Origin of the sequence: Jongsikchunia kroppenstedtii DSM 45133 (assembly GCF_000380485.1) — a bacterium.
Taxonomy (GTDB): Bacteria; Actinomycetota; Actinomycetes; order Mycobacteriales; family Mycobacteriaceae; genus Jongsikchunia; species Jongsikchunia kroppenstedtii.
Window position 1 is genome coordinate 144,487 of record NZ_AQYG01000048.1, and the last position, 16,569, is coordinate 161,055.

18 protein-coding genes are annotated in these 16,569 nt (G+C 68.3%); 16 read left to right on the forward strand and 2 right to left on the reverse strand.

All coding sequences use genetic code 11. The features are described from left to right. The first annotated feature begins 16 nt into the window (after window positions 1–16). The 5 genes from G341_RS0113255 to G341_RS0113275 are packed head-to-tail and all read left to right on the forward strand — an operon-like array spanning window position 17 to window position 6,987. The gene (locus G341_RS0113255) at window positions 17–1,411 is read left to right on the forward strand and encodes an ammonium transporter (RefSeq protein ID WP_026303637.1); all 1,395 of its coding nucleotides are present in this window, start codon (window positions 17–19) and stop codon (window positions 1,409–1,411) included. Between the two features lie 5 nt (window positions 1,412–1,416). Further along, window positions 1,417–1,755, forward strand: a complete 339-nt coding sequence (locus G341_RS0113260; protein ID WP_026303638.1) for a P-II family nitrogen regulator — start codon at window positions 1,417–1,419, stop codon at window positions 1,753–1,755. Between the two features lie 9 nt (window positions 1,756–1,764). Continuing rightward, window positions 1,765–4,341: a [protein-PII] uridylyltransferase gene (locus tag G341_RS0113265; protein ID WP_018179633.1), complete on the forward strand. Its 2,577-nt coding sequence runs from the start codon at window positions 1,765–1,767 to the stop codon at window positions 4,339–4,341. A gap of 5 nt (window positions 4,342–4,346) precedes the next feature. Next, the gene (gene ffh, locus G341_RS0113270) at window positions 4,347–5,894 is read left to right on the forward strand and encodes a signal recognition particle protein (protein WP_018179634.1); all 1,548 of its coding nucleotides are present in this window, start codon (window positions 4,347–4,349) and stop codon (window positions 5,892–5,894) included. Window positions 5,895–5,904: 10 nt separating this feature from the next. Next, complete coding sequence (locus G341_RS0113275) at window positions 5,905–6,987, forward strand: amidohydrolase family protein (protein ID WP_018179635.1); 1,083 nt, start codon at window positions 5,905–5,907, stop codon at window positions 6,985–6,987. Between the two features lie 6 nt (window positions 6,988–6,993). Here the strand turns inward: G341_RS0113275 and G341_RS0113280 are convergent, their stop codons facing one another. Both G341_RS0113280 and G341_RS0113285 read right to left on the reverse strand, forming a co-directional pair. After that, complete coding sequence (locus G341_RS0113280; protein WP_018179636.1) at window positions 6,994–7,581, reverse strand: hypothetical protein; 588 nt, start codon at window positions 7,579–7,581, stop codon at window positions 6,994–6,996. Window positions 7,582–7,705: 124 nt separating this feature from the next. Then, a complete protein-coding gene (locus tag G341_RS0113285) occupies window positions 7,706–8,329 on the reverse strand; it encodes a hypothetical protein (protein WP_018179637.1) in 624 nt (207 codons plus the stop codon). A 218-nt stretch (window positions 8,330–8,547) separates the two neighbouring features. On the opposite strand from G341_RS0113285, the gene rpsP reads away from it, so the two are divergent. From rpsP to dprA, 11 genes are all read left to right on the forward strand, one after another. After that, on the forward strand, window positions 8,548–9,075 hold the full coding sequence (gene rpsP, locus G341_RS22020) for a 30S ribosomal protein S16 (RefSeq protein WP_018179638.1): 528 nt from the start codon (window positions 8,548–8,550) through the stop codon (window positions 9,073–9,075). Beyond that, entirely contained in the window at window positions 9,072–9,314 is a 243-nt protein-coding gene (locus G341_RS0113295; RefSeq protein ID WP_018179639.1) for an RNA-binding protein, read from the forward strand. The genes rpsP and G341_RS0113295 overlap by 4 nt, the downstream gene beginning before the upstream one ends. 16 nt (window positions 9,315–9,330) lie before the next feature. Beyond that, a complete protein-coding gene (rimM, locus tag G341_RS0113300) occupies window positions 9,331–9,885 on the forward strand; it encodes a ribosome maturation factor RimM (protein WP_018179640.1) in 555 nt (184 codons plus the stop codon). Then, a complete protein-coding gene (gene trmD, locus G341_RS22025) occupies window positions 9,885–10,616 on the forward strand; it encodes a tRNA (guanosine(37)-N1)-methyltransferase TrmD (protein WP_018179641.1) in 732 nt (243 codons plus the stop codon). Before rimM ends, trmD begins: the two co-directional genes overlap by 1 nt. Before the next feature lie 190 nt (window positions 10,617–10,806). Then, window positions 10,807–11,148, forward strand: coding sequence for a 50S ribosomal protein L19 (gene rplS, locus G341_RS0113310; RefSeq protein ID WP_005204995.1), 342 nt, complete (start codon window positions 10,807–10,809; stop codon window positions 11,146–11,148). Between the two features lie 53 nt (window positions 11,149–11,201). Then, window positions 11,202–12,164, forward strand: coding sequence for a signal peptidase I (gene lepB, locus G341_RS0113315; protein WP_018179642.1), 963 nt, complete (start codon window positions 11,202–11,204; stop codon window positions 12,162–12,164). 9 nt (window positions 12,165–12,173) lie between these two features. After that, entirely contained in the window at window positions 12,174–12,905 is a 732-nt protein-coding gene (locus G341_RS22030) for a ribonuclease HII (protein ID WP_155826963.1), read from the forward strand. 76 nt (window positions 12,906–12,981) lie between these two features. Beyond that, window positions 12,982–13,299 (forward strand): DUF2469 domain-containing protein, encoded by a 318-nt coding sequence (locus G341_RS0113325; protein ID WP_018179644.1) that lies wholly within the window; start codon window positions 12,982–12,984, stop codon window positions 13,297–13,299. A gap of 268 nt (window positions 13,300–13,567) precedes the next feature. After that, window positions 13,568–13,939, forward strand: a complete 372-nt coding sequence (locus G341_RS0113330; protein WP_018179645.1) for a YraN family protein — start codon at window positions 13,568–13,570, stop codon at window positions 13,937–13,939. Then, window positions 13,939–15,450: a YifB family Mg chelatase-like AAA ATPase gene (locus tag G341_RS0113335; protein ID WP_018179646.1), complete on the forward strand. Its 1,512-nt coding sequence runs from the start codon at window positions 13,939–13,941 to the stop codon at window positions 15,448–15,450. The genes G341_RS0113330 and G341_RS0113335 overlap by 1 nt, the downstream gene beginning before the upstream one ends. Further along, a complete protein-coding gene (dprA, locus tag G341_RS0113340) occupies window positions 15,450–16,565 on the forward strand; it encodes a DNA-processing protein DprA (protein ID WP_018179647.1) in 1,116 nt (371 codons plus the stop codon). The genes G341_RS0113335 and dprA overlap by 1 nt, the downstream gene beginning before the upstream one ends. Window positions 16,566–16,569: the final 4 nt, after the last annotated feature.

Genomic DNA, 16,569 nt, shown 5'->3' on the forward strand with positions numbered 1-16,569 from the left:
GGTGGCATTCCCCACGATGGGTGCTCCGGGTTCAGGATTGGACTCCGGAGACACCGCTTGGATGCTCGCGAGCGCGGCGCTCGTGCTGCTGATGACGCCAGGTCTGGCGTTTTTCTACGGCGGCATGGTGCGTGCGAAGAACGTGCTGAACATGATCATGATGAGCGTCGTCTCGATGGGAGTCGTGACGGTTCTCTGGTGTCTCTACGGATTCTCGATGTCATTCGGCAACGACGTCTGGGGCACGAAGAACGGCGGCCTGCTCGGTGATCCGGGCCAGTATTTCGGCCTCAAAGGGCTCATCAGCGGTAACGGTGTCGCCGCGTCGGGATCGACGCCGGCGACCGACATTCCGTTGATCGGCACCATTCCCGCGCTGGTATTCGTCGCGTTCCAGCTGATGTTCGCGATCATCACCGTCGCGCTGGTGTCGGGTGCGGTGGCCGATCGTATGAAGTTCAGCGCATGGGTGGTGTTCACCGCGCTCTGGTCGACCATCGTCTACTTCCCGGTGGCGCACTGGGTTTTCGCCGCGAGCGGCGTCACGGGTGACAAGGGTGGCTGGTTGATCAACAACGTCAAGGCGATCGACTTCGCCGGCGGTACCGCGGTCCACATCAACGCCGGTGTCGCCGGTCTGGTGCTGGCGCTGTTCCTCGGCAAGCGCAAGGGCTGGCCGAAGACGCCGTTCCGGCCGCACAACGTGCCGTTCGTGATGCTCGGCGCCGGACTGCTGTGGTTTGGCTGGTATGGCTTCAACGCGGGCTCGGCGGGTTCGGCGAACGGTGCTGCCGCATCGACCTTCCTCACCACCACCGTCGCGACGGCCGCCGCCATGCTGGCCTGGCTGCTGGTGGAGCGGATCCGGGACGGGCATCCGACAACCCTCGGTGCCGCGTCGGGCATCGTGGCCGGTCTGGTTGCCATCACGCCCTCGTGTTCCTCGGTCAACGTGCTGGGGGCGCTCGCCATCGGCGCGATCGCCGGGGCGCTGTGTGCGCTGGCCGTCGGCCTGAAGTTCAAGCTCGGCTTCGACGATTCGCTCGACGTCGTGGGTGTCCACCTGGTGGGCGGTGTCATCGGCACCCTGCTGGTCGGCTTCTTCGCCACCAAGCAGGCGCCGGCGGGTGTCGCCGGACTATTCGAAGGCGGCGGCTGGGATCAGCTGTGGCGGCAGGCCGTCGGCGCGGGTTCGGTGCTGCTGTACTCGGGTGTCGCGACAGCGATCATCGCCCTCGTTCTCAAGTACACCATCGGCCTGCGTATCGACGCCGAGGGTGAGGCCAAGGGCGCCGACGAATCCCAGCACGCGGAGACCGCGTACGATTTCGTCGCGTTGGGTGGATCCGGATCTCTTATCAGCGGACACGGTGCGGCACCGATCGGTGCGGCCCCTGGCAAGGAGGTATGACCGAAGTGAAGCTCGTGACTGCAATCGTCAAGCCATTCACGCTCGAAGACGTGAAGGCAGGACTCGAACAGGCCGGCGTGGTCGGTATGACCGTCAGCGAGGTCCAGGGCTACGGCCGACAGAAGGGTCACACCGAGGTCTACCGCGGTGCGGAGTATTCGGTCGATTTCGTGCCGAAGGTCCGCGTCGAGGTCGTCATCGATGATTCCGTGGTGGACAGCGTGGTCGACGTGATCGTCAACGCGGCCCGCACTGGCAAGATCGGAGACGGCAAGGTGTGGGTGTCGCCGGTGGACTCGGTGGTGCGGGTACGCACCGGCGAGCGCGGCACCGAAGCCATCTAGGCACGATTCGTGCCGTTCATTCCTGCGAGCGACCCCGCAGCCGAATCCGGTTCAGGCAATTCCGGTTCGGGTGCGGGGTCGCCGCATATCTCCACCGCCGCGGCGGACCTGGTAGAGGCCCGGGACCGGCTGCTGGCCACCGGCAACCGCGGCGGACATCGGCTGGACGCGCCCGCGCTGCGGCATGCGCTGGTCGATCTGTTCGACTTCTGGCTCACCGCCAAAGGGGCCGAGGTGGGCGTCAAACCGGGGTCGGGCTTTTCGATCGTCGCGGTCGGCGGTCTCGGCCGCCGAGAGATGCTGCCGTACTCGGACCTGGATCTGATTCTGCTGCATGACAATCTGCCCGACGCGCAGGTCTCCGAGGTGGCCGACGCGATCTGGTATCCGCTGTGGGACGCCCACATCAAGCTGGACCACAGCGTGCGCACGGTCCCGCAGGCACTGCGGGTGGCCGGCGATGACATGACGGCGGCGCTCGGGCTGCTGGAGGCGCGCCACATCGCGGGCGACGAGGATCTGTCGGGACTGCTGATCGGGGGAGTGCGCCGGCAGTGGCGCGCCGACATCCGGTCGCGCTTCGGCGATCTGGTGGCCCAGACCCACGCCCGGTGGCGGCGCAGTGGCGACATCGCCCACCGCGCCGAACCGGATCTCAAGCACGGTCGCGGCGGCCTGCGCGACGTACAGCTGTTGGGCGCGCTGGCGATCGGACAGCTCACCGACCAGGTGCCGGGACTGCGACCCGACTCGCCGGGCGCCGGGCTCTCGACCGCCTACACCCGAATCCTGGACATCCGTACCGAATTGCATCGCATCTCCGGACGCGCGCGCGAGCAGCTGCAGGCGCAGGATGCCGACGAGATCGGTGCCGCCCTGCGTATCGGCGACCGGTTCGAGCTGGCGCGGTCGGTCAGCGACTGCGCCCGCACCATCACCTATTCGGTCGACGTCGGCCTGCGCACCGCGGGAAATACGCTGCCTCGCAGGGGCCTGTCGCGACTGCGTCGCAATCCGGTGCGGCGGCCGCTGGACGAGGGTGTGGTCGAACATCTCGGCGAGGTGGTGCTCGCCCGCGGCGCCGTCCCGGCCAAGGACCCCGGCCTCGTGCTGCGGGTGGCGTCGGCCTCGGCCCGGACCGGCATGCCGATCAGCGCGGCGACGCTGGCCCGATTGGCCGACACGGCACCGGAATTGCGCGAACCGTGGCCGCCCGAGGCGCTGAACGACCTGCTGGTACTGCTGGAGACCGGTCATCACATGCTGGCGCCGATCGAGGCGCTCGACCGCACCGGACTGTGGGGCCGGCTGATGCCGGAGTGGGGCGCGGTGCGCGACCTGCCGCCGCGAGATGCGATGCATACCTGGACCGTCGACCGGCATCTTGTCGAAACCGCCGCCTACGCAAGCGCATTGACGACCGAGGTCTCGCGACCGGACCTGCTGGTGCTGGGCGCCCTGATCCACGACATCGGCAAGGGGCGCGGCGGCGACCACAGCATTGTCGGCGCCGAGCTGGCCGTGCAGATCGGCCGGCGACTCGGGCTGCCGGCCGACGACGTGGAGGTGCTCTCGCAGCTGGTGCGTCATCATCTGCTGCTGCCGATCGCCGCCACCCGGCGCGATCCCGACGACCCGCGGACCGTGCAGTCGATCGTCGATGCCACCGATGGCAACCCGGAGCTGCTCGAGTTGCTGGGCGCGCTGTCCGAGGCGGACTCGAAGGCGACCGGGCCGGGGGTGTGGAGCGATTGGAAGGCCTCGCTGATCGCGAATCTGGTGCGGCGTGGCTGCGCGCAGATGGAAGGCCGGCTCCCGGCGCCGCCCGAGCCGCTGTCCGAGACGCAGTTGGCGGCGGCCCGCGCGGGTCAGATCGCGGTGGAGATCGCGCCGGCCATCGAGCCTGTCCGCGGCGGCACCGATCGCCACACCTTCCGCGTCACGATGATCGCCCCTGACGGGCCGGGAGTGCTGTCGAAGATGGCGGGTGTCCTGGCACTGGCCGGGCTGCGGAGCCTGTCGGCCACCGTGCAGGGCGACTCGGGCAGTGCGGTGAACAGCTTCATCGTCGTCCCGCTGTTCGGCGATCCGCCGGCGGTGGGGCTGCTGCGGCAGCAGCTGATCTCGGTGTTGTCCGGTAGCCCGGCCGATCTCCGGTCCAAGCTGGACGCCAAGGAGCGGCAGACGGCGGTCCCGGTGGCGAGCCGTGGCGACGGCGAACGGCCGGGGGTGCCAGCCCTGTTCGCGCAGGCGTCGCCCAAGGTCACCTGGACCGAGGGGCCGGACGGTGCGGCGATCGTGGGTGTGCGCGCCGACGACCGGGTCGGCTTGTTGAGCCGGGTGGCCGCGGCCATCGAGCGGGCGGGCGGCGACATCGTCTGGGCGCGGGCCCAGACCCGCGGTGCCGCCGTGATCGACGCGTTCTGCCTGGCGGGGCCGTATCCGGGCGAGGAGATGCGGAGCCGGATGGCTCACGAGATCCTCGCCGCGGTGCCCGGATTGCCGCCGAAGCCGGTCGCTGCGACGGACGCCGACGATCCTGACCAGGACTGGAACCGGGGCGAAGCTGCAGTGCCGATAGGCTAGAGCACATGTTTGAATCGCTCTCCGATCGATTGACCGGGACGCTCAAGGATCTGCGCGGCAAGGGCAAGCTGACGCCCGGCGACATCGATCGCACCTGCCGTGAGATCCGGCTCGCGTTGCTCGAGGCCGACGTCTCGCTCGAGGTCGTCCGTCCGTTCATCGCTCGGATCAAGGAGCGCGCCAAAGGCGCGGAGGTCTCGGCGGCCCTCAACCCGGCCCAGCAGATCGTCAAGATCGTCAACGAGGAGCTCGTCGGCATCCTCGGCGGCGAGACGCGTCGCATCGAGTACGCGAAGACGCCGCCGACCGTGATCATGCTCGCCGGCCTACAGGGTGCCGGTAAGACGACGCTCGCCGGCAAGCTGGCCGTGTGGCTGCGCAAGCAGGGGCACACCCCGATGCTGGTGGCCTGCGACCTGCAGCGGCCGGGCGCCGTCAACCAGCTGCAGATCGTCGGTGAGCGGGCCGAGGTGCCGGTGTACGCGCCGGATCCGGGTACGTCCGCCGGCGAGGAGCCGAGCCATGGCGACCCGATCGAGGTCGCCCGCGGCGGCATCGCCGAGGCCAAGGCCAAGCAGCACGATGTGGTCATCGTAGACACCGCCGGCCGCTTGGGCATCGACGAGGAGCTGATGGGGCAGGCGCGCGGCATCCGCGATGCCGTCGACCCCGACGAGGTGCTGTTCGTCCTCGACGCGATGATCGGTCAGGACGCGGTGAGCACTGCGCAGGCCTTCGCCGAGGGCGTCGACTTCACCGGTGTCGTGCTCACCAAGCTCGACGGCGACGCCCGCGGTGGTGCCGCGCTGTCGGTGCGGGAGATCACCGGCCGGCCGATCATGTTCGCCTCCTCGGGCGAGAAGCTGGAGGACTTCGACGTCTTCCACCCGGACCGCATGGCGAGCCGGATCCTCGGCATGGGCGATGTGCTCAGCCTCATCGAGCAGGCCGAGGAGCATTGGGACGCACAGCAGGCCGAGGAGGCCGCGGCCAAGATCACCCAGGGCGAGCTGACGCTGGAGGATTTCCTCGAGCAGATGCTGATGATCCGCAAGATGGGCCCGATTGGAAACCTGCTGGGGATGCTGCCCGGTGCGGGGCAGATGAAGGACGTGCTCGAGCAGGTCGATGACAAGCAGCTCGACAAGGTGCAGGCGATCATCCGCGGCATGACCCCGGCCGAGCGGGAGAATCCCAAGATTATCAACGGTTCTCGGCGCCTGCGCATTGCGAACGGCTCCGGTGTGACGGTGTCGGACGTCAATCAGCTGGTCGACCGCTTCTTCGAGGCCCGCAAGATGATGTCGCAGATGGCCGGCCGCATGGGCATGCCGGGCGGACGCAGCAGCAAGCGCAAGAAGGGCAAGAAGGGGAAGAAGGGCGGTCGCGGACCGACGCCGCCGAAGATGAAGGGCGGGTTCCCCGGAATGATGCCGGGCGGCATGCCCGGTGGCTTCCCGGACCTGTCGAGCATGCCGGCCGGGCTGGACGAGCTGCCGCCGGCGTTGCAGGGTATCGACGTATCGCAGTTCCAGCAGCCCAAAAAGAAGTAGAGGCCCGATCATGGTGGCGCCGTTGCATTTCCGTGGGCGATCCGTGGTCGACGGCGAGCCGATCGAGCTGTGGTCGGTCGACGGCGTGCTCACCGACCAGCGCCCGGCGGGCGAGGTCGAGACGGTGGTCGACGGCGGCTGGCTGCTGCCGGGCCTGGTCGACGCGCACAATCACGTCGGCATCGCACCCGGGCTGGGCGTCACCATCGAGCAGGCGCGCGGGTTCGCCGCGGCCGATGCACAGGCCGGGGCGCTGCTGATCCGCGAGGTCGGCTCGCCGCTCGACACCCATCCGCTGGATGGGGATCTGTTGGGCCCCAAGTTCATCCGGTCAGGTAAGCACATCGCGCGGCCGAAGCGATATCTGCGGGACTACGGCGTCGACCTGGAGAACCCCGACGATCTCGCGGACGAGGTGCGGCGGCAGGCCCGCGACGGCGATGGCTGGGTCAAGCTGGTGGGGGACTGGATCGACCGCGAGGCCGGCGATCTGGCGCCGCTCTGGACGAAGACGCAGCTGGCCGATGCCGTCGAGGTCGCGCACGCGGAGGGCGTCAAGATCACCGCGCATGTGTTCGGGACGGACGCGCTGCCCGACCTGCTGGACGTCGGCGTCGACTGCATCGAACACGGCACCGGCCTCACGCCGGATCTGATCGACGTGATGACGGACAAGCAGATCGCCTTGGTGCCCACGATGATTCAGGTGGACAACTTCCCGTCGATTGCCGAGGGCGCCGACCGGTTCCCGACGTATCAGGCGAATATGCGAAAGCTTCATCAGACCGCCGGCGCGGTCTTCGCGGCCGCCCGCGAGGCCGGGGTGCAGATCTTCGCCGGTACCGACGCCGGCGGCTTCGTCGAGCACGGGCGGATCGTCGACGAGGTCGACGCGCTGGCCGCGGTCGGCCTCGGTAACACGGGTGCGATCGCCGCGGCCTGCTGGTCGGCCCGGGAGTGGCTCGGCGCGGGCACGCTCCGCGTCGGTGATCCGGCCGATCTGCTTGTGCTGCAATCCGACCCGCGAGAGGACCTGGCCGAGTTGCGGCGTCCGGCCGCCGTGGTGGTCAACGGCGAGATCATCGCCGACTGATCGGTCCTAGCTGGGCGTCTCGACGTTCTGGACCTTCCAGTTCGTCGTGTCGACGGTGATGCGGGAGACCTGCGCCTGCGAGGTGACGGTGGCGGCGAGTGCGCTGCCGCCGGTGACTTGCGCGACGACCAGCACCACGCGGGTGGTCGGCGTTCGGGACACCACCCCGGATGACCAGATCGTTGCGACGGACTTCAGTTGCAGCTGTTTATACGGGGTGAGGTTGTCCGGTCGGCAGACCGTCGTGTGGAACTGGCCCTCGGTCATGTCGCAGAGCTTCGTCTGCCATGCGTTCCAGTTCCCGTCGGACGGCGCACTGGAGATCGATTGCGCCACCGTGTTGGCGACGGAGACCGCCCGGTCGTCGGTCGCCCGCTCCGACGCGCTCGACGTCGAATCGGACCCCGAATCCTTCTGCGCGTACAACACGCCCAGCACGATCGCCGCCACCACGGCGATCGCCGCGATCACGGACAGGGTGATGATCAGCGGTCGCTGGCCACCGGAGCGCGGCGGCGGGCCCGGCGTCCACGCCGGCGCGTAGGTGGGCGGCGTGAAGGGTGGCTGCTGACCATCACCGGTGGGTTCGGACATTGCAGTGACGGTAGTCGACCGAGGCCGATCTATCCGACGCGATCAGCCGGTCGATCGACAGTGGTCGACCATTGTCGGGCCGACCGCATGCGAGCCGACCGCATGCGAGCCGGCCGGCCGATCGTCACGAGATCTTGGTGATCCGATTCGTCGCCTCGTCGACCGTCAGCAGCAGGATGCGGCCGGCCGGGGCCGACTGCGGTGCGGTCGCATCGGTCGTCGCGGCCACCACGAGGACATCGCAGGATCCGGGCCGGGCGGCGGTCACACCGGCATGGCTCACCGTCGTCGTGGTGTGCAGGCCCAGCGACCGCACCTTCGCGACCTTGGCGTCCGTGTAGCGATCCTGCATCCCGGGGCCGACCAGCGACCGCATCTCCGACTGCCACTTGGTCCAGTTGCCGTCGACCGGAGTCGTCGTCTGCGTGGTGGCGAACTCCGTGGCCGCGGCGATGGCTTTGGCGTAAGAGTCCTGGCGGGTCTGCAGGGCCGCGGCGGTGCGAGCGTTCTTGTCGGCCTTCGAGCTCTGCTGGCCGTAGAGCACGCCGAACACGATCGCGAGCACGGTCGCGATGACCGCGACGGCGCTGACGCCGATCAGCAGGGCGCGCTGGCGGCGCTGGTCATCGGGTCCGGCTGCGGGCTTCTTCGTGGCCGGCTCGGGTGCGGTCGTGGTGTCCGGCTCGTCGGGCGACTCGGCCGTCTGGTCGGTCTGGTCGGTGGCCGGGGCGTCATCAGGTTCTGGCACAACGGGCAACCTACCGCTTGTCTGTTGCCTGCGCGTTACGCGACCGTCCACCGCGCGATTGTGAGGTCGGGCCGCTGATCTGGCAGAATGGTCCGCTGGTTCGCCGGACCCGGTTACGTACCGACCGGCGGTCACAACCAGCTAATGCGCAAAACCGGACACGCCGACCCGGCGTCGTCGCTGAATTGCGAAGTGACCAGAAGAGGAAGTACCGACGCATGGCCGTCAAAATCAAGCTGACCCGTCTCGGCAAGATCCGCAACCCGCAATACCGGATCGTCGTCGCCGACGCGCGTACCCGCCGTAACGGCCGGGCCATCGAGACCATCGGCAAGTATCACCCGAAGGAAGAGCCGAGCCTGATCGAGGTCGATTCCGATCGCGCTCAGTACTGGCTGGGTGTCGGCGCGCAGCCGACCGAGCCGGTCTTGAACATCCTGAAGATCACCGGCGACTGGCAGAAGTTCAAGGGCCTGCCGGGCGCCGAGGGCACCCTGAAGGTCAAGGAGCCGAAGCCGAGCAAGCTGGACCTGTTCAACGCCGCGCTCGCCGCCGCCGACAGCGAGCCGGCCGCCGAGGCCACCACGCCGAAGAAGAAGGCCGCCAAGAAGGACGAGGCCAAGAAGGACGAGGCCAAGAAGGACGAGACCGTCCTGGAGAAGGTCGAGAACGCCGTCGAAGGCGCCGTGGAAGCCGTCGTGGAGAAGGTCGAAGAGGTCGTCGACGACATCAAGGGTAAGGCGTGAGTGCAGTTGTCGCCGATGCCGTCGAACATCTCGTTCGCGGCATCGTTGCCAACCCCGATGATGTCCGGGTCGAGCTGATCACCGGCCGCCGTGGACGTTTCGTCGAGGTCAGCGTCAACCCCGAGGACCTCGGCAAGGTGATCGGCCGCAACGGCCGCACCGCGACGGCGCTGCGCACCCTGGTCACCGGGATCGGTGGCCGCGGGATTCGCGTCGACATCGTCGACACCGACCGCTGAAAATCCTTCGGCACTGATGGATCTGCCGGTCGAGCGCGGCGAGGGAAGCATGGTCCTCGTCGGCAGGGTCGTCAAGCCGCACGGTGTGCGGGGTGAGCTCGTCGTGGACGTGCGCACCGATGAACCCGAGGACCGCTTCGCTGTAGGCCGCGTCCTGCGCGGCCGGATGCCGAAAGCGCCCAAGGGATCTCCGGATCAGAACTACACAGTGACAGCCGCCCGGCAGCATGCCGGGCGGCTGTTGCTGTCCCTTGCCGAGGTCGTCGGCCGTGAGGGCGCCGATGCCGTGCGCGGCCTGCTGCTACTCGTCGACACGGCCGACCTGACACCCAGCGACGATCCCGATGAGTTCTACGACCATGAGCTCGAGGGTGTTCCGGTCCGGCTCGTCGGCGGCGACGATGTCGGTGTCGTCACCGAGGTACTGCATCTGCCGGGCGGCGATGTGCTGTCGATCAAGACCGCCGACGGACGAGATGTCCTGGTGCCCTTCGTGACCGAGATGGTCCCGACCGTATCCACCGAGCTGATCGAGATCGATCCGCCCGACGGTCTGCTGGATGACGCCTGATGCATATCGACGTCGTGACGATCTTCCCGGACTATTTGAGTCCGATGCGGGAGGCGTTGCTGGGCAAGGCGATCGACCGTGGGCTGATCGAGCTGGCCATACATGATCTGCGCGACTGGACCCACGATGTGCATCGCGCCGTGGATGATTCGCCGTACGGCGGCGGCCCTGGCATGGTGATGAAGCCGACCGTGTGGGGACCGTGTCTCGACGACGTCTGCCCGGACGACGCGCTGCTGATCGTGCCGACACCGGCCGGGATCCCGTTCTCGCAGGTGTTGGCCGAGCAGTGGAGCACCGAGTCGCATCTCGTCTTCGCCTGCGGCCGCTACGAGGGCATCGACCAGCGGGTCATCGACGACGCGGCACGCCGCGTACGGGTGGTCGAGGTGTCGATCGGCGACTACGTGCTGATCGGCGGCGAGGTCGCCACGATGGTGATGGTGGAGGCGGTCACCCGGCTGATCGATGGGGTGATCGGCAACGCGCAGTCGCATCAGCAGGACTCGTTCTCGACCGGAAACCGCCTGTTGGAGGGTCCCAGCTATACCCGTCCCGAGACCTGGCGCGAGTTGTCGGTGCCGCCGGTGCTGCTGTCGGGAAATCATGCGGCGATCGATGCCTGGCGTCACGAGCAGTCGCTGGAACGCACCCGGGAACGCCGACCTGACCTGCTGGATCGCCCTGACCTGGGGAATTCGGCCCTGGGGAACTCGGGCGGCGGCGACTAGCGCCGATTTCGTCCAGGCGGGCACCATCTGGCATTATTGAGGGGTTGCCGACGCAGGTTCGGGCGTTTCGCTCGGCCCGCGTCTGCGCTGTTCCGGGCATGAACCAGTCGAGCCCCGATCCGGGTAGCCACTCGGGTCGACGGCCGCTCGGTTCCTCTGCGCCACAGACACCATTGATTGGACCACCGATATGAACACGCTCGACTTCCTCGACAAGCAGTCCCTGCGCGACGACATCCCCGCCTTCGGCCCCGGCGACACGCTCGACGTGCACGTCAAGGTCATCGAGGGCTCCAAGGAGCGCGTCCAGGTGTTCAAGGGCGTCGTGATCCGTCGCCAGGGCGGCGGCGTGCGCGAGACGTTCACGGTCCGCAAGGTCAGCTTCGGTGTCGGCGTGGAGCGCACCTTCCCGGTGCACAGCCCGAACATCGCCAAGATCGATGTGCTGACCCGTGGCGACGTCCGCCGCGCGAAGCTGTACTACCTGCGCGATCTGCGTGGCAAGGCCGCGAAGATCAAGGAAAAGCGCTGACACCACGCGCTTGCGGGGCGGGCACGGTCAGCGGCGTCTACTAGGCTTGCTCCGTGTCCGACACCCCGCCCGCCGATGATTCGGCCAATGATCGCAACCCGTTGAATCCGGACCCGCATGGTTCGCACGAGCCCCGCATCCCGGAGGCAGACGACGCGCCCACGCAGATGTTCGACGCGGATGAGGTGCGCGCCCAGGGTGACCGCTCGATCGGTGGCCAGGCCTACTCCGAGCCCGGCGCGCCCGGCGCCGCTGCCGAGCGTGCGGTGCCCGCGGCGGTAGCCGGCGACGAGGAGGGCGGCGACAAGCCGTGGCGACTCAAGCGCGACAAGCCGTCGAAGAACCGGTCGCTCCTCCGCGAGGTCGTGATCATCGTCGTCGTCGTGCTGGCCCTGCTGTGGGTCGGGATGAACTTCGTCGCCCGCCAGTACGTCATCCCGTCGCAGTCGATGGAGAACACCCTGATGGGCGGCGACGGCACCAATGATCGCATCGTCATCGACAAGATCGTCTACCGCCTGCACGACCCGCGGCCCGGCGATGTCGTCGTCTTCAAGGCGCCGACGTCCAGCTGGGACGAGGGCTGGCATTCGCCGCGGTCGTCGAACACGGTGGTGCGCGGCGTCCAGAATGTGTTGTCCTGGTTCGGATTGCAGCCGCCCAACGAGAACGATCTGGTGAAACGGGTGATCGCGGTCGGCGGGCAGACGGTGCAGTGCACCGCTGCCGACGGGTTGACCGTCAACGGCAAGAAATTGAGCGAGCCGTACCTGAAGATTCAGCCGTCGCCGCAGGATCCGTGCCTGGGGACGCCGCCGTTCGGCCCGATCACGGTCGCGAAGAACCGGCTGTGGGTGATGGGCGACAACCGCACCGATTCCGCCGACTCGCGGTTCCACATGACCGACGAGCTGCAGGGTCAGGTGCCGGTCGATGACGTGCGCGGCAAGGTGCGCTTCATCATGTATCCGTTCTCCCGGATCGGCGGCGTGTCCGATCACAACCCGCAGAAATAGCGCGAGGCTCTGCCCGTGAGCTGGCCGCCACGCACCACCATTCGCCGCGCCGCGAGCCTGCGGACGTACGAGTTCGCACTGCACCGGTCGGGTCTGGGGCCGGTCGCCGGCGTCGACGAGGCCGGCCGCGGGCCGTGTGCCGGGCCGCTGGTGGTGGCCGCCTGCGTGCTCAAGCCGAATCAGCTGGTATCGCTGGCCGACTTGGACGATTCGAAGAAACTCTCCGAGGCGACCCGCGAGCAGTTGTACCGCGCGGTCACCAAATACGCGGAGAGCTGGAGCGCGGTGGTCATCGAGGCGGACGAGATCGACCGGATCGGCATCCACGTCGCCAATATCGAGGGCATGCGACGAGCCGTCGCGGGCCTGTCGGTGCGACCGGGATATGTGCTGTCCGACGGGTTTTCGGTGCCGGGCCTGACGGCGCCGTCGTTGCCGATGATCGGCGGGGACGGCGCCGCGGCCTGCATCGCCGCGGCCAGCATCATCGCGAAGGTCACGCGCGACCGGATCATGGTGGAGATGGATACTCGACTGCCCGGGTACGGGTTCGCCGGGCACAAGGGCTACAACACGGCCGAGCACCTGGCCGCGCTCGACGAGCTCGGCCCGTCGGCCGAGCATCGGATGTCCTGGCGCCCGGTCCGGGAACGGGCGGGTCGGGCGCGGCTCCGGGATGTCGGGGTGCACACTGGAGCGACGGACCGGATCGGATCGACGAAGGAGAGGGCGTCAGCGTGAGCGAGCGCGAGCGGGCGAACCGTTTAGCACAGGGCGCGTGTGCCGCATGCGCGCACGGAGCGAAGCGAGTATGTGCATGAGCGCCGAAGATCTCGAGAAGTACGAGACCGAGATGGAGCTGTCGCTCTACCGCGAGTACAAAGACGTCGTCGGCCAGTTCACCTACGTGGTCGAGACGGAACGACGCTTCTATCTGGCCAACTCGGTCGACCTGGTGCCGCGCAACACCGATGGCGAGATCTACTTCGAGCTGCGGATGTCGGACGCCTGGGTGTGGGACATGTATCGCCCGGCCCGCTTCGTCAAGCAGGTGCGCGTGCTGACGTTCAAGGACGTCAATATCGAAGAGCTCGAGAAGCAGGATCTGAAGCTACCCGAAAACGGCCCCTTCTAACGCTGGCTGGCGCCAGCTGAACGACCGGCTGCGTTATGACGGAGGCCCGCAAGGGAAAGCGCCTTCGCGGACCTCCGCCAACCTTGCCGCTCGTCCAGCTGATCACCAGCCAGCCCTGTCGCCGGCGGCGGCGTCGAACACGGTGTTTGTGGCTGAATAGCGTGTCGTAGTACCGATTTCGCGACTGTGGGTTGGCGCGCTGTCGGCAGTTGTCCACAGCGCCGGGATCAAGCGGGCACGGCCGCGTCGGCCGCGGCACGCTTGCGGCATGAGAGATGCACCGCTGACCCGCCAGCAGGTCGGGAAGGCCGGCGAAGATGTCGCAGCGACGTTGCTGGAGTCGCTGGGATACGTGCTGCTGCAGCGCAACTGGCGCAGCAGGTACGGTGAGCTCGACATCATCGCTGCCGACGGCGACGAGCTGGTCATCGTCGAGGTCAAGACCCGGACCGGGCTGATGACGGGCAATCCCGCCGAGGCCGTCACGCCGATCAAGTACGCCCGCATGCGTCAGCTCGCCGGCCAGTGGTTGCTGGAGCAGGAGCGGCGCTGGCCGATCATCCGGTTCGATGTGGTGGCGGTACATCTTTCGGGGCAACACCGGGAGCCGGAGATCCGGCACTATCGCGGGATCTTCTGATGAAGCTGGGGCAGACGAAGACCGCGGTGCTGTCCGGCGCGGCGTCCGAGATCATCGAGGTGCAGGCGGACATCGGGCAGGGGCTTCCCGGTGTGCACATGACCGGCCGGGTCGACGCGGTGATGAAGGAAGCCCGCGATCGGATCAGGGCGGCGATCACCAACTCGAAACGTCCGTGGCCGCAGGGACGCATCATCCTCGGGCTGGCTCCAGCAGACATGCCGAAGACCGGCTCGGGGTGCGATCTCGCTTTGGCCGTGGCGGTCATGGCGGCCGAGGGAAAGGTGTCGGCGCGGCACCTCGGACACACGCTGTTCCTCGGCGAGCTGTCGCTGGACGGCCGGCTGCGCCCGGTGCGCGGCGTGCTGCCGGCCGTCGTCGCGGCGAAGAACCGGGGCCTCACACATGTCGTCGTCCCAGTCGAGAACGTCCGGGAGGCGGCCCTGGTGCCCGGGATGGATGTCGGCGGTGCCGCCGATCTGGTGTCGGTGCTCGATTGGCTTGACGGGCACCGGATTCTGGACAACGTCGGGCCGGCGACGAACAGCACGGATATGCCGGCAATGACCGACCTCGCGGATGTGGTGGGGCAGGACGAGGCGCGGTATGCGCTCGAGATCGCGGCCGCGGGAGCCCATCATCTGTTGCTGACCGGCCCGCCGGGTGTGGGCAAGACGATGTTGGCCAAGCGATTGCCGGGAATCCTGCCGCCGCTGAGCGAGTCGGAGGCGTTGGAGGTCACCACGATTCATTCGATCGCCGGGACCCTGAGCGAACACGATCCGCTGATCGACCGGGCGCCGTTCATCGCGCCGCATCACAGCACCAGCGTCGCTGCGCTCACGGGCGGTGGCTCGCCGATGCCGCGACCGGGCGCCGCCAGCCGGGCGCACCGTGGCGTGCTGTTCCTCGACGAATGCGCCGAGCTGGGTCCGAAAGTGCTTGAGTCACTGCGCACCCCGCTGGAGGATGGCAGCATCCGCGTGCTCCGGGTCGGCGGCTTCGTGGCGTTCCCCGCCCGCTTTCAGCTGGTACTCGCGGCGAATCCGTGTCCCTGCGCCCCGGCCAACGACGCGGACTGCGTGTGCAGCCCGACCGTGCGGCGCAGATATCTGGGCAAGCTGTCGGGGCCGTTGATGGATCGGGTCGATATCCGGGTCCGCATGGATCCGCCCGGAGTGGCCGCGCTGTCGTCGGAGGAGCCCGAACCCAGCGCGGCCGTGCGGAAACGGGTGCTCGACGCGCGGTCGGCGGCCCGCGAGCGGTGGGCCGAATACGGCTGGCAGACGAATTCGGAGGTGCCGGGTCCGGCGTTGCGGCGGCGGTTCAAGCTGCCGCCCACGGTGGTCCGGCCGGTGGAGCTGTTTCTGCGCGATGGGCGGATCACCACGCGCGGGGCCGATCGGGCATTGAGATTGGCGTGGACGCTCAGCGATCTCCGCGGCGCGGACACTCCGTCGGAAACCGATGTGGCGCAGGCGTTGATGTTCCGTGATCGGGGGTACGGGTAGTGGACGAGCGAGAGCTGCGAGCGTGGGCGTACCTGTCGCGGGTCGCGGAGCCGCCGAATCGGGCGCTGGCGGAACTGGTCGCCGAACTGGGTGCGGTGGAAGCCGCGGAGGCGGTCCGAAAGCGACTGGTGCCTGAACGATTTCGAGCGGTTCTGCGCGCCACCGAGGCCCGTGCCGACAACGACCGCGCAGCCATCGACCTGGAGGAGGCCGCGCGGGTCGGCGCCCGGCTGATGACCCCGGACGATCCGGAGTGGCCGGCCTGGCGCATGCTGCCGCTGGATTCGCTCGATGAGCCGGCGGCCCCGCTTGTGCTGTGGGTGCGGGGCGCCGGTGGTCTGGACACGTTGGCGGACAAGGCGATCTCGGTTGTCGGTTCGCGTGCCGCATCGGGATACGGCGAGCACATCACGGGCCGACTGGCCGCGGATCTGGTCGGCGGCGGATGGACGGTGGTCTCGGGTGGCGCGTATGGGGTGGACGGTGCGGCCCATCGAGCCGCGCTGGCCGCCGACGGCTCGACGGTCGCGGTACTCGCGTGCGGCATCGACCGGCACTACCCGGCCGGGCACGACCGGCTGCTCACGGAGATCGCGCGGACCGGCCTGCTGGTGTCGGAATATCCGCCGGGCGTGTCACCCGCCAAGCACCGATTCCTCACGCGGAACCGGCTGGTGGCCGCGCTGGGGCGGGCGGTGATCGTGACCGAGGCCGGCGCGCGGAGCGGAGCGGCGAATACGGCGATGTGGGCCCGGCGAATCGGGGTGCCCGTCGGTGCCTATCCGGGGCCGGTCAATTCGGCGATGTCCGTCGGATGTCACCGAATGATCCGCGCCGACGATGCGCACCTGGTCACCGACGCGGCCACAGTGGTCGAGCTGGCGGGTCCGATCGGCGAGCTCGCGTTGATCGACCCGAGTCCGCGTCGACCAACCGATCAGCTCACGATCGAGCAGCTGAAGGTGTACGACGCACTGCCGACTGTGGGCGACCGGGCGGTCGCTGAGATCGCGGTGGATAGCGGACTGCCGATCGGAGACGTGCGTGCTGCGCTCGCCGCGATGGATGTCGCGGGTCTGGTGCGCTCCGACGGAGCGCTGTGGCGGTTGGTCTGACGGT